This is a genomic window from Lysinibacillus sp. GJ-1, from assembly GCF_021166035.1.
GTDB lineage: Bacteria > Bacillota > Bacilli > Bacillales_A > Planococcaceae > Lysinibacillus > Lysinibacillus sphaericus.
In genome coordinates this window covers 3,955,074-3,968,092 of record NZ_CP088912.1, presented here as the reverse complement: position 1 = coordinate 3,968,092, position 13,019 = coordinate 3,955,074, and the positions used below count along the sequence as shown (strand labels likewise).

Below are 13,019 nucleotides of genomic sequence, written 5' to 3'. Positions count from 1 at the left end.
TTAAAATTTCAGTAAAATAACATTACCAGCAGGATCTTCTGTTTGGAAACCACCATCAATAGCAGTAACAGGCGCTCCTAATTGTTGCAAGTTTGCTTTTAATGTATTTGCCTGCTCTTCATTATCTAGACGCAGTGTAAAAGATTTTAGACCAATTTGATTTTCTCCAAGCTTTGGTGCCCCTTCAGAATACCAAGTATTTAAACCGATATGATGGTGATAACGTCCAGTAGAAATAAATAATGCTTGCTCACCATAACGAGTGACAATGTCAAAGCCCAAGCCCTTTGTATAGAACGTTTCGGCTGCAACTAAGCTTGAAACCGATAAATGAATATGTCCCATAACCGTATTAGCAGGTAAACCATGCCATAGTCCATCAGCTTCTGCCAATATAGAAGGAATATTAAGCGGCTCAGTTACCATATGCACTTGGTCTGAGCGCCAAGTCCAGTCACTTTCAGGACGATCTACATAAATTTCAATACCATTTTCATCTGGATCACGTAAATAAAGTGCTTCACTTACATCGTGATCAGAGGCACCAAAGTAAACACCTGATTGACGGAAATGCGTAATGATATTAGCTAAATCACGGCGTGTAGGTAATAGTAGCGCAAAGTGATAAAGACCGCTTGTTGAGCTCGTTTTTTGTTCAATTGTTGCCAGTTGAACAATTGTAAGCAGTGCTGTTTTACCGTCAGCGGTTAAGGTAGCTCGATTCGCTTCTTGCTGTAAAACTTTAAAGCCAATAATGTCTTGATAGTATGTTAATGATCGTTGTAAATCACTTACTTTAACTTCAACATTTGTGACATATGTGTTCGGTTTTTCATGAAAATGCATGGTAGTATTCCTCCAATATTTTAGTTATGATTGATTATCAAGTTACTTATTGTAAGTAAGTATATTTTATAAAGTGGAGGAAGTCAAGTAGTTAAATTGGTCGAAAAAAAGAAGTAACCGCAATGGCTACTTCTTTAAAATAAGAAAATCACTAAGTATTAAAATATACTTAGTGATTTTCTTGGAGTATTATTTGTCCGCTTTGTAGTCGCCTTCGTACCCAGCAGTGAAAATAGCAGCTAGGAAAGCAACAGTTACACCAATAATTAATAATAACTTCATGGAAGAACCCTCCTCATGTTTATAAGCAATCTCTTTTTAGTATAGCCTATCTATTATAAAAATGAAACGACCTTGCTGAATAAAATATGTCAGAAATGGTTCAGACTTTAATATTTCGGGAAAACTATAATAGAGGTGATAAAAATGGAAAAGAAGGTTCCCAATATAGAAAATGGGACAATGGCTAGAAATTTTAAAGAGTTGCAAGATCTCGGTAAACAAATGGAGCATTTACGAGACGGTCTTGAACTTGCCGAAGATGAACGCATTGCAGATCCAATTCAAGTAGATGATGAACCCGAAGACAAACAATAGGTGTAATATGGAATTTGATGTCTGCTTGAGTAAGCGGGTGAGGTGAGTTACCCGCGAAAAAGAGGTAAATACCCGCGGAATGAGAGGGAATATCCGCGAAGCAGAGGTAAATACCCGCGGAATGGGAGAGAATACCCGCGAAGCAGAGGTAAATCCCGCGATTGAAGTGAGTCCCCACGATAGAGGTGAGTTACCAGCGAAAAAGAGGTAAATACCCGCGAAGTAGAGGTAAATATCCGCGGAATGGGAGAGAATACCCGCGAAGCAGGAGTAAATCCCTCGGAATGAGAACAATCCTTGCGCACAGCAGAAAGAATTCGATAACAGAAACGAATGGTATTATTTTTAATCCAATTTTTTGTATAATGAAACTAGGAAAAGAAAGGGGCTGATGTTTTTGAATATACAATCAACAAAAACGTTAACAAATGGTATTGAAATGCCTCGCTTTGGTCTAGGCGTATACAAAATGACTGAACGTGATGAAACATTACAGGCGATTGATAAGGCATTAAAAGTGGGTTATCGTGCAATTGATACTGCTTCGTTATATGGTAATGAGGTGGAAGTGGGTGAGGCGATTCGTTATTCAGGCATTAAGCGCGAGGATATTTTTGTCACAACAAAGGTTTGGAATACGGACCAAGGTTATGATGCAACGCTACGTGCCTTTGAAGTGTCACTAAAAAATTTAAATATGGATTATTTAGATCTATATTTAACGCATTGGGCAGTGCCTGAAACATTTGAAGAAACATACAGAGCTATTGAGCGTTTGTATGACGAGAAGTTAATACGAGCAACAGGTGTGTCGAATCACCATGAACATCATTTACAAAAACTATTATCAAAAGCCAATATCGCGCCAATGGTCAATCAGGTTGAATTACACCCATACTTACAACAAGAGGCATTAAAGGCATTTTGTGCAGAGCATGGAATTGCAGTCACAGCATGGTCACCACTAGGGCGTGGGGGTGTGCTTGATAATCCTACTATTCTTGAAATCGCTCAAGAATTAGGGAAGTCAGCTGCACAAGTCGTGCTTCGTTGGCATTTACAAAAGGACACGTTAATTATTCCAAAATCCGTGACACCAAGTCGTATTGAGGAAAATGCACAAATATACGATTTTGAATTAACGCAGGATCAGATGGATCAAATGACAACATTAAATCGCAATCATCGTTTTGGCCAAGATCCAGATAATTTCAAATTTAATTTTTAACTATAGAAAATCCCGCTATCAAACTAGTTGAAGCGGGATTTTATTGATGTTATTTCGATTCTTTTACATAAGGAATGTAGTTTGATAGCATTTTTGCCATATGTGCACGTGTCGCGTTGTTACTTGGCATGAATTTGCCATTTGAACCGCTAGCAATCTTTAAATCTTGCATAAGCGCGATAGCATTTTGTGTTTCTTCATTATATTTAGAAATATCGTTGAAATCAGCCGTTAAACCAGTTTTTGCATCATGTTGTAAGTTATAGGCACGTGCAAACATTAATGCAAGTTGAGAGCGTGTTACTTTTGCAGTAGGGTTGAACTTGCCATTTTGACCTTGTACAATGCCAGCTTCTGCAAGTGCTGTAATCTCTTTTTGAGTCGCTGCTTCTAAACTAGTAATATCAGAGAATGTTGTTGCACCTTTTGCTTCTAGCTTTAAGACACGCGCAATAAATGATGCAGCTTGTGCACGAGTTAAGTTTGCATTCGGCGAATATGTTGTTGCCGATGTACCTTGTGTTAAATCACGATAGTAAAGATCACGCACGTAACCTTCTGTTTCAGAACCTTTAGCAATATCCGTAAATGGAATTGTCGCGATAATGCGTCCTTCCACTTTAGCGTCTACTGTTTTAAGTGAATTTAAGTGATCGATGAACATTTCAAAGTCTACTGTACCAGGTTCACTTACACGGCCTTCTGCATAAGCTTTTGCAAGTGTTTCGTAGCCATCGCCACCTTTAGCAGTGAACGTATTTGTAGCACCTTTATAGTAAGCTGCTTTATCAAGTTCTTTACCGTTTAGTTTAATGGATTGAACACGTTTGCCAGCAGGTGCTTTTCCATCAAATTCTACTTCTAGACCAGAGAAGTGTAGGAAGCCACCTGATTCTTTCGGGAACTCTTTTACGCTATGTTCAGCAATTTCATAGAGTTCAGCACCTGTTAATTTTACGATACCAAGTGCATTACCGAAAGGCATTACCGTCATTACTTCACCAACAGTGATATCTCCTGCATCAATGCTCGCACGGATACCGCCACCATTTTGGAATGCGAATTGTACTTCTGGATCAATTTTTTTAGCGCCAGCTAGCATACCATCCGCAATAACGTTGCCTAGATTTGTTTCACCAGCACGAACGCCCCAAAGTCCACGTTTGCCATCAAGTACTGAAACAGCTGTATTGCCTGTTGATTGTTGCTTAACTGCTGCAATTTTTTCAGTATAAGGCGCTAATAGTTTTGTTGCATCAGCATCTGCCGCTACAGGATTTTCTTTATTATTTAAAGCATGTAATTGGCCGTAGTATTCAACAACAGCACCGTTATCGTCAAACGTTAAATCTAGCTCACCTAAGTTTTCACTATATTGTCCTGTTTGAACAATAATTGTCGGATTTTTAAATGAAGTATCTGCTTTCACAGCTTTATCTAATTTTGTATGTGTATGTCCACCTACAATGACATCGATACCTTCTACTGCTGATGCTAGTAGTTTATCATTATCCCAATCAGCAGAATCGTCATAGCCTATATGAGTAAGCGCAACAATTTTATTGACGCCTTGTTTTTCAAATTCAGCTACTGCTTTTTTTGCAGAGTCGATATAGTTTGCAAATTGTACGTTTGCTACGCTTGAAATAGATGGCGTTTCCTCTGTCGTTAAACCGAAAATACCAACTTTTTCACCGTCAATATCTTTAATTATGCCGTTATAGATTTTACCGTTTTGGAAGTCTTTTGTTACTGTTTGGAATTGTAAGCCATCAAATAATGGGTCTTTTGAGAAGTCGAGGTTGCCTCCAAGTAATGGGAATTCAGCACCTTTAACAAATTTTGCAAGAGCAGCATGACCTTCTGGGCTTGACCCTAAATCGAACTCATGGTTACCAAATGTCATCGCATCGTAACCCATTAGGTTCATTAACTTCATTTCTACTTCTCCAGTAAATTCGTTGAAGTAAAGCGTACCAGTTAATGCGTCACCTGCATCTAATAGAAGTGAATTTGGATTTGCTGCACGTAACTCTTTAATTTTTGTTGTACGTTGCGGAGCATATTCAGCGTGCGAATGTGTATCATTGGAATGTAAAATTGTTAAATTAAAGCCTTCCTTTGTAGCAGCTGGTGCTGTTTCTGCTGCATGTGCCACAAAGCCTGGTGAAGCTAGTAAACTGGCAGCTAGAGTTGTTGCTGCAATACTTTTAACCCATTTCATATAATGAATTCCTCCCTCATGTATATGTCAGATGACTGACAATTTACTCTATTCTAACATGAAAGAAATCCATCGTCATTACCAATATTGGAAAAATCAATATTAAAATTATTGTAAAAAATAGGTGAAGTAATTATTAATTCATAAATTCATATTCTAATTTGAAATAAATATTAAAAATGGATATTTTTATTTTTGGAACTTTTCCATAAAAAATAGCACAAACCTTGAGCAGGTTTGTACTACGATGAGGTTGCTATGATTCGTCTTTCACTAAAATGAGCTTATTTAAAAATGGGTGTTCAAATTCTAATTGGATAGCATGTAGTTCATAGTCACCACTTGCCGTTTCACGTGCACCGTACATTGTATCGCCAATAATAGGATGACCGATATGCGCCAAATGTACACGAATTTGATGTGTACGACCTGTTTCTAGTACAAGGTGGACAACACAAGAATGTTTATAGCGTGCTACAACTTCATAGTGTGTGACGGCATGTTGACCTGTCTTTGAAACGACGCGTCGTGTTGGGTGATGACGATCTTTCCCAATAGATTCAGCAATCGTACCAGATGTGGAGCGAAGATTGCCTTGTACCTCGGCAGCATACGTACGAATAATCGTCTTTTCTTCAATCATCCGATCAAAAATGGATTTGGCTAAAGGATGTTTTGCAACTAATAACAAACCTTCAGTGCCCTTATCTAGACGATGTACATGTTCTGCATAGTGAAGGCCTTGCTCTTTCATATGAGCCATTACATGGTTCATACAAGTATGTGTATCGTAGTCATCATTTGGATGGGTGGACATACCCTTTGGTTTAGAGACAATTAAACAGTGATCATCTTCATAAACAACGTCAATTGCACAAACAGGTGTTGGTTTATAGTTAGAAGCTGGGATTGGGAATGTAAATTTTAACATGGTTCCTGCTGGAAGTGGCTCCTTCCAAAGTAAGGGCTCGCCATCTATTGTTGTGACAGCCTTTGCCATACGTAATTCATGTACTAGCTTTTTTCCCAGTCGCCAATGATTTCGCAAAAGCTCCTCAACTGTGATATTACTGTCTTTTATTTCATATTGAAACATCGATTTTCCTCCGTGGAATAGGGTCTATTTAGATACCCTTGTTTTTGATACAAAAAAATCCGCTCCATTTCCGCAGGTGATTCACACGAAACAAATGTTAAAGCCGCTAGATAATCTAGCTTGAATCGCAGTCCCGCAGGCATAGCGCGAATTTTCTTATGTTGTTCTGTCTTTTAAACAATATACTTACATGAAAGAGAGCTTTACTTTGCTTTAGAAGCCTTTAGTAAATAGAAGCTAGCTCCTGCAATTAAAATAAATGCAGTTAGGGCCAGAAACGGGATTGTAATGAACCCAAGCCAGTTTATGTATTGACCTGTACAAGATACGGCACCACAAGATGGGGCAGATGCAGCTAAAAAGCTTAGTTTCTGAATACCATAATGATAAAGTGATACTGTACCCCCCATTATAGCAAAGACGGCTGTTGTTACCGCAATACGTGTATTTTTTTGAATAAGGGCTATAGTAGTCATGATTACAATTGGATACATAAATATACGTTGAATCCAACACATTTTACAAGGCTCGTAATGACGAATTTCAGAAAAATATAAAGAACCGAGTGTTGCAACGACGGACACTATCCAAATAAATAATAAACTATTTTCCTCTTTTTTAGACATATCAAAACTCCCTTTATTATAACGCTGTACTTGTTAAGATTATATGTGTTTTGAATTTAGAAGTAAAATGTTTCAATTATAACCAGCCAATACGCTCATAGCATTCCAAAATCTGTTGGAAATTCAGTCTAAAGTATGAATGGCTCAGGCAGACACCTGCGACTTGGAAATGTTATCATTACTAGTAGTAATGCCAATAAAAAGAGGTGTTTTTGTGAGAGAGAACGAGCACTCCAATATTAGTATTTTAAAGGAAATTGCTGAGTTATTGAACGAAGAAACAGAAATCGTCACAACATTAAAAGGCGCACTAGTAAAGTTTTTAAATGGTACAAATTTTGAAACAGGCTGGATATTCTTTATTGACGAGAAGGGACGATCAGAGCTCGTTGTCCATGAAAATTTACCAGAGGCACTTGAATATAAAAATTGTCACTATTTAAAAAAGGGAGGTTGTTGGTGTGTCTCCCGCTATCGCAATGAAGAGTTAAAAAAGGCTTCGAACATTATTGAATGTCAACGTATCGAAAGTGCAATTGCTGCGAATGTTGGCGATCACGATGGCATCACACATCATGCAACAGTACCACTTCAATCGGGGCAGGAACGTTTTGGTGTCTTGAATGTAGCGTCCAAAAATACAGTGCGTTTTTCAGAGGAGGAACTTGCTTTACTTGAATCAGTTGCCTTTCAAATGGGCTCGGCTATTAAACGGATATTATTGACAAAGCAAGAGCAGGAAATGGCACTTGTGAAAGAACGTAACCGATTAGCACGTGACTTACATGATTCTGTCAACCAGCTATTATTTTCCGTGACATTAACGGCGAGGGCTGGCATTGAAATGAGTAACGATAGCGAAGTAAAGGAAACGTTTAAGGAAATTCAACATTTAACACAAGATGCTTTAACTGAAATGCGTGCACTAATATGGCAGCTACGACCAAAAGGCTTGGAAAATGGGTTATTAGAAGCGATAAAAGTGTATGCAGAAATGCTTGGCTTAAAGCTTCATGTTACCGTATCGGGCGTACTACAATTTCCATCTCGTATTGAAGAAACATTATTTCGTGTGGCACAAGAGGCACTTAATAATGTTCGTCGCCACGCTGGAGTACTTGAGGCGGCACTTTATATTACTGTTACAGCTACGGATATATTATTAGTTATTCGTGATGAGGGACGAGGCTTTGTGATTGATCATGATACTAAGCTTCTATCTATGGGCTTACAATCGATAAAGGATCGGGCTAAATCGGTAGGAGGTACTGCTGACTGGGTAAGCGAAATTGGCAAGGGAACTGAACTGCTAATTCGTTTACCGTATTGAGGGGGGAACGACAATGATTCGTGTACTAATTGCAGATGACCATCATGTAGTCCGACGAGGATTATTATTTTTTTTAAAGACACAGAAAGATATTGAAGTGGTAGGGGAAGCGAAAAATGGTGTGGAAGCGGTCGCACTTGCTGAAAGTATACAGCCGGATATTATATTAATGGATTTAGTAATGCCAGAAATGGATGGTATTCAAGCAACAAAACGTATAAAAGCTAAGTTTCCACAAATTGAAATTTTAATGTTGACGAGTTTTTCTGACCGAGATCATGTTGTACCAGCTATGGAAGCTGGAGCGGCAGGATATCAGCTAAAGGATATTGAACCCGATGAATTAGTATTATCAATTCGTCGCATTATGCAAGGGGAACATACTTTGCACCCTGAAGCAACATCGACGCTTGAAATGGATCGACAACAATCAGAAAATGCACTACATGTGTTAAATCCACTAACCCCGCGTGAGCAAGATGTACTTGCTGAACTTACGAAGGGAAAAAGCAATCGAGAAATTGCATCATCTTTATTCGTTACGGAAAAAACAGTGAAAACACATATTTCAAATATTTTTACGAAACTACAAGTACAAGATCGGACGCAGGCTGCGCTATATGCAGTAAAGCATGGATTGACAGAGGGCAGTGGTCAGTAGAATAACCCGAAATGGGACAAAAGCGAAAAAGTGTTAGATTGATTAAAGGCAATCTAACACTTTTTGTTATGTGCATTTTGCAAAGATTCACCATGTCGTTCGTATAAGTTTATTGATTATGACTAAATAATTTGTTCGACATTTCTTGTAATGTAGTACTCGGCGTAAGTAAAGTCTTCATTTAATTTTTGTTCGTAGGTTAAAAAAACAGAGTGAGCCTGTTTTTGCATTCCTGCATCAATCAACAGTTTTAAGTATTGTTCGATTTTATAATCATTATAAGGGTCGAACTCTAATAAACGATTCAGATAATCTATGGTACTTCTGTTTCATTCATTATGCTAATTTGAAAGCCTTTTTCCAATAACTCTATGTAGGATTTAGTTAGCTTATCTCTGTCTGCAGTAGCCCATTCATAATCATCAAAAATGAGTAGCCCATCTTTATAAATGGCAAGGCATTGATTGATTAATGACAGAGGGGGCAATCTAACTTCTTGAAATCACTAAAATAATCTTGGAAGTCATATAAATCACACATGATATTCGGTTTTTCAAAAACATAATACTTATTTGAAAATATAATACAATTGGAATATCCCATATTATTTAACGTTTTCCTTAAATAGGATAAGGCTGTATGCAAATTCGATTTTGCGCGAACATAATCTAAATTTGGCCAAAGAATTTCAATGAGAACATCCCGATGAATGGGCATGTTTGGATGTAATATGAAATAAGCAAATAATTCCTTTGTTTTTTCTGTTTTGAAGGAAACGAGACTATTGTTGCTATAGGTAGCGAATTGATTAAAGCATTGGACGTTTAACGTAGTATTAGAAGTTTGATGTACCAACTGTTGCATAGAAAATTCATGTTCAATACGTGATACGGTTTTTTCTAATCGTGCTAGGCTAATCGGTTTAAGTAAATAATCAAGTCCTCCAATTTCATATGCTTGTATGGCAAAATCTGAATACGAAGTAATAAAGATAACAATTACATGTGGTCGATTGCTTTTGATAATATCAGCAACTTCAAGCCCATTCAGTTCATCAAGCTTTATTTCTAAAAATATGACTTCAAAGTCCAGTGATGGAAGGCTATTTAAAAATAGCTTTACACTAGTGAAGGTTTTAGTAACCTCTATTTGTTGAAAGTTTTGTAGCTTATTTTGAAAATAGTGTAAAGCTAGAGGTTCTTTGTCTATTAAAACGGCTCGAATCACATCAAAATCTCCTTTATACAATTAAATTGAAAACCATTAAACTCTAGTTCATTGTTTTTGAAAAGGTCTCCCCCTTATTAGAGGATAGAAGTTTTTTATGTACTGTTAAGAGAATTGAAATAATTGTATAAGCGTTTATAATTAAACTATTTTGAAAAAATAAAAATATAATAGTTAAACTAGAAATTTGATTGAAGGGTTAAAGTTTGTTTTTTTTTCTTATTTTATAAAACCTTTTTAATGCTTGTATTATGTAATAGCCGTTATTATAGTACATTTGACTTAAAGAAAACTCAAAAGGTACTTAAAAAATACTTAAAAATAATAGGATATAAGTAATTGAAAATTACTTTGTTGTGGAAAAGTAGTGTGTGATTTAAAAAAATGTACAAAGTTGAGGGATTGAAGAAATGAAAGTAGATCGTTTACTCACGATGACAATGATTTTAATTAATCGTAAAAAAGTAAAAGCACAGGAATTAGCCGAGTTATTTGACGTATCTGTTCGAACCATTTATCGGGATGTCGAAACCCTGAGCTGTGCGGGGGTTCCAATCTTAAGCCAACAAGGGGTTAATGGCGGAATAAGTTTAATGGAAGGCTATCGAATGGATAAACAAGTATTAACAAAAGAAGAGCTAACCTCTCTTTCAATTGCTCTTAAAAGTGCTTTAACCTCCTATGAGGATGCCCATGCTAAAGCTGTTTTAGAAAAGTTAACAGGCGTAGCAGATGAGCAAGTAAAACAATCAATTGATCATTTTTTTATTGACCTTAGTCCATGGGGACAAAATATACTATTAAAAGAACAAATCACATTATTGAAAAATGCAATCGAGAGCGAGCGTTGTGTAAGCTTCTTGTATTCGACTACGTATGGTACGATGACCAATCGAATAATAGAGCCGCACACTTTAGTCCAAAAAGGCAAGATGTGGTATATTTACGGCTATTGCACATTAAGAAACGGTTTTCGGCTATTCAAAATATCAAGAATGAAACAAATGAAAGAGGAGCAACGCAGCTTTGAACGAAAGGAAGTACATTTATCTGACCTTCCGTGGGATAAAGCATGGCAACAACCAGAAAATTTAGTAGAACTCACACTGTCATTTGATGCACAGATTTTAACATTGATTGAAGAAACATTTGGGGTGGAACAGATAGATTATGAAAGGTCCATCGTGCATGTTGCATTGCCGGAAGATGAATGGCTCTATGGCTTTTTGCTGAGCTTTGGTAATCGAATAAAGCTTCTTGACCCACCTTATTTAGTTGATATCGTGCAAAAACGGGCACAAGAAATAGTCGAAATATATACAGCAAACAATAGGTAAAATCATTTTTGTCCATTCAATAGATGACATACAGATGTCAAGTTTGCTTTGTTATAGTAATAACAAATTAAACGAAGGGTGGACGTAAACTATGCAAAGTTATTGCCAAAGCTGTGGGATGCCATTAGTGCATGAAAAATTATTTGGAACAGAAAAAGAGGGGCAAGTTTGTCGGGACTATTGCACATATTGTTACGAATTAGGAGCGTTTAAACAGCCGAATGTAACGATCCATGAAATGATTGACATATGTGTACCTCATTTAAAGGAAGAAGGGATGGCAGAAGAAGAAGCACGACAAATGTTAGCTTCCTTTTTACCACGTTTAAAAAGATGGAGAACAGATACTGGAAAACAACCTGTGATGAAAGAAAAACAAAGCTTTCATATCGCTGGGATTTCAGCAAAAACGAATAATGCGAACGAAATCACAGCACAAGCGAAAATACCACAATTATGGACCACTTATTACCAGCAAGATATTGCAGGCCAACTACCAAGTCCACAAAATAATGTCGGCATGTATGGGTTGTATTCAGATTACGAAACAGATGTGAACGGAGAATATACACTCACGCTTGGAGTGGAGGTATCGGCTGACGTTGAAGTTCCAACAGGTATGGTCATAAAAACAATTCCCGCATCAAAATATTTAGTGTTCACTTCAGAAAAAGGGCTAATGCCTGATATTGTAATACAGGCTTGGCAAGATATTTGGGCTTGGTTTGCCAATACTACGGAAGTAGAACGAACGTATAGTGGAGACTTTGAATTGTATGATGAACGATGTGTCCAGCCTCATGAGGCACAGGTGGATATTTATATTGCAATTAAGTAAATACAATAAAAGCGAGTGACATAATACAACAAAGCCAGTACCTACCATCAAATGGTAGGTGACTGGCTTTTGCTTGTTGGAGGTAGTTCTTCGATATGTGGTTCAATATGCACAAGCACCTGACAAAAGCGGTTTTCGCGCATAATGGTATGTTCAATTTCCTCTGTAATACGATGACTTTCAAAGACGTTTAAATAAGGATCGACAGTCACTGTTACATCGATAAAGTACATATTCCCATGCGCACGCCCTTTGAAATCTAAAAGCTCAATAACGCCACTAACATTGCGAATTAATACCGATAATGTCTCGACTTCATCAATATCGAAGGCATCAGTAAGACTTTGAACCGCTTCCCAAAATATTTCTACAGCAGTTTTAATTATTAGAAAAGCTACAACAAGGGCTGTTAATGTATCAATAATCGGAAAGCCAAAAATTGCTCCGAATATCCCGATGGCTGTGCCGATACTGACCAGCGCATCCGAGCGATTATCATAGGCAGCAGCTTTTACAGCCGCACTTCGTATTTTTTTTGCCAGTGCTAAATTATAACGATAGACAACATACATGACGGCTGCACTTCCGATTGCCACAAATGCTGTTAACAAAGATGGTGTTGTGCCAGATGGCTCCCATAGTCCTTGTAAAGAAGCAATTAAAACTTGTAAGCCGACGATTAGCATAATAAATGAGGCAACGAGTGACGCAACAGTTTCAGCTCGTAAATGACCATATTGGTGATTTGAATCTGGTGGTCTTTGAGCAATGCGTAAGCCGATTAAAACGGCAATGGATGCGATGATATCCGTTGTATTGTTTAATCCATCTGCTTTTAAAGCTTCTGATGTTCCGATATAGCCAATTGTTAGTTTTACTGAGCTCAGTATTAAGTAAGTGGCAATTGATAGCCAAGCTCCTTTTTCCCCTTGACGTAAATTTGTATAGAGCTCCATTTTGTTTCCTCCTCGCAAAACTTTCGGGCATTATAAAACGACCCCCTTATATG

13 protein-coding genes are annotated in these 13,019 nt (G+C 37.4%); 7 read left to right on the top strand and 6 right to left on the bottom strand.

The genetic code is table 11. From position 1 onward, the window contains the following. Window positions 1-846, bottom strand: coding sequence for a VOC family protein (locus LO754_RS19640; protein WP_231785082.1), 846 nt, complete (start codon window positions 844-846; stop codon window positions 1-3). Window positions 847-1,272: 426 nt separating this feature from the next. Here LO754_RS19640 and LO754_RS19635 point away from each other — a divergent pair, with 426 nt between their 5' ends. From LO754_RS19635 to LO754_RS19630, 3 genes are all read left to right on the top strand, one after another. Next, complete coding sequence (locus LO754_RS19635; RefSeq protein WP_162832714.1) at window positions 1,273-1,443, top strand: hypothetical protein; 171 nt, start codon at window positions 1,273-1,275, stop codon at window positions 1,441-1,443. Between the two features lie 79 nt (window positions 1,444-1,522). Continuing rightward, window positions 1,523-1,654 (top strand): hypothetical protein, encoded by a 132-nt coding sequence (locus LO754_RS23540; protein WP_255702587.1) that lies wholly within the window; start codon window positions 1,523-1,525, stop codon window positions 1,652-1,654. A gap of 186 nt (window positions 1,655-1,840) precedes the next feature. Next, entirely contained in the window at window positions 1,841-2,671 is an 831-nt protein-coding gene (locus tag LO754_RS19630) for an aldo/keto reductase (RefSeq protein WP_305068871.1), read from the top strand. Window positions 2,672-2,720: 49 nt separating this feature from the next. Here LO754_RS19630 and LO754_RS19625 read toward each other — a convergent pair whose 3' ends face one another. The 3 genes from LO754_RS19625 to LO754_RS19615 all read right to left on the bottom strand — a co-directional run bounded on the left by LO754_RS19625 (window position 2,721) and on the right by LO754_RS19615 (window position 6,617). Further along, window positions 2,721-4,895, bottom strand: a complete 2,175-nt coding sequence (locus LO754_RS19625) for a 5'-nucleotidase C-terminal domain-containing protein (RefSeq protein WP_231785080.1) — start codon at window positions 4,893-4,895, stop codon at window positions 2,721-2,723. 256 nt (window positions 4,896-5,151) lie between these two features. After that, entirely contained in the window at window positions 5,152-5,991 is an 840-nt protein-coding gene (locus LO754_RS19620) for an RluA family pseudouridine synthase (protein WP_024362331.1), read from the bottom strand. A gap of 203 nt (window positions 5,992-6,194) precedes the next feature. Beyond that, window positions 6,195-6,617, bottom strand: coding sequence for a disulfide oxidoreductase (locus LO754_RS19615; protein WP_025220530.1), 423 nt, complete (start codon window positions 6,615-6,617; stop codon window positions 6,195-6,197). A 214-nt stretch (window positions 6,618-6,831) separates the two neighbouring features. On the opposite strand from LO754_RS19615, the gene LO754_RS19610 reads away from it, so the two are divergent. Beyond that, entirely contained in the window at window positions 6,832-7,947 is a 1,116-nt protein-coding gene (locus LO754_RS19610) for a GAF domain-containing sensor histidine kinase (protein ID WP_024362329.1), read from the top strand. A 13-nt stretch (window positions 7,948-7,960) separates the two neighbouring features. After that, entirely contained in the window at window positions 7,961-8,608 is a 648-nt protein-coding gene (locus tag LO754_RS19605; protein ID WP_024362328.1) for a response regulator, read from the top strand. A gap of 468 nt (window positions 8,609-9,076) precedes the next feature. On the opposite strand, the gene LO754_RS19600 is transcribed toward LO754_RS19605, so the two are convergent. Further along, window positions 9,077-9,835: a response regulator gene (locus LO754_RS19600; RefSeq protein WP_231785079.1), complete on the bottom strand. Its 759-nt coding sequence runs from the start codon at window positions 9,833-9,835 to the stop codon at window positions 9,077-9,079. A gap of 410 nt (window positions 9,836-10,245) precedes the next feature. On the opposite strand from LO754_RS19600, the gene LO754_RS19595 reads away from it, so the two are divergent. Together LO754_RS19595 and LO754_RS19590 are read left to right on the top strand one after the other, a co-directional pair. Next, entirely contained in the window at window positions 10,246-11,172 is a 927-nt protein-coding gene (locus LO754_RS19595) for a helix-turn-helix transcriptional regulator (protein WP_024362326.1), read from the top strand. Window positions 11,173-11,263: 91 nt separating this feature from the next. Continuing rightward, window positions 11,264-12,010, top strand: a complete 747-nt coding sequence (locus LO754_RS19590) for an effector binding domain-containing protein (RefSeq protein WP_231785078.1) — start codon at window positions 11,264-11,266, stop codon at window positions 12,008-12,010. A gap of 47 nt (window positions 12,011-12,057) precedes the next feature. Here LO754_RS19590 and LO754_RS19585 read toward each other — a convergent pair whose 3' ends face one another. Continuing rightward, a complete protein-coding gene (locus LO754_RS19585; protein WP_024362324.1) occupies window positions 12,058-12,966 on the bottom strand; it encodes a cation diffusion facilitator family transporter in 909 nt (302 codons plus the stop codon). Window positions 12,967-13,019: the final 53 nt, after the last annotated feature.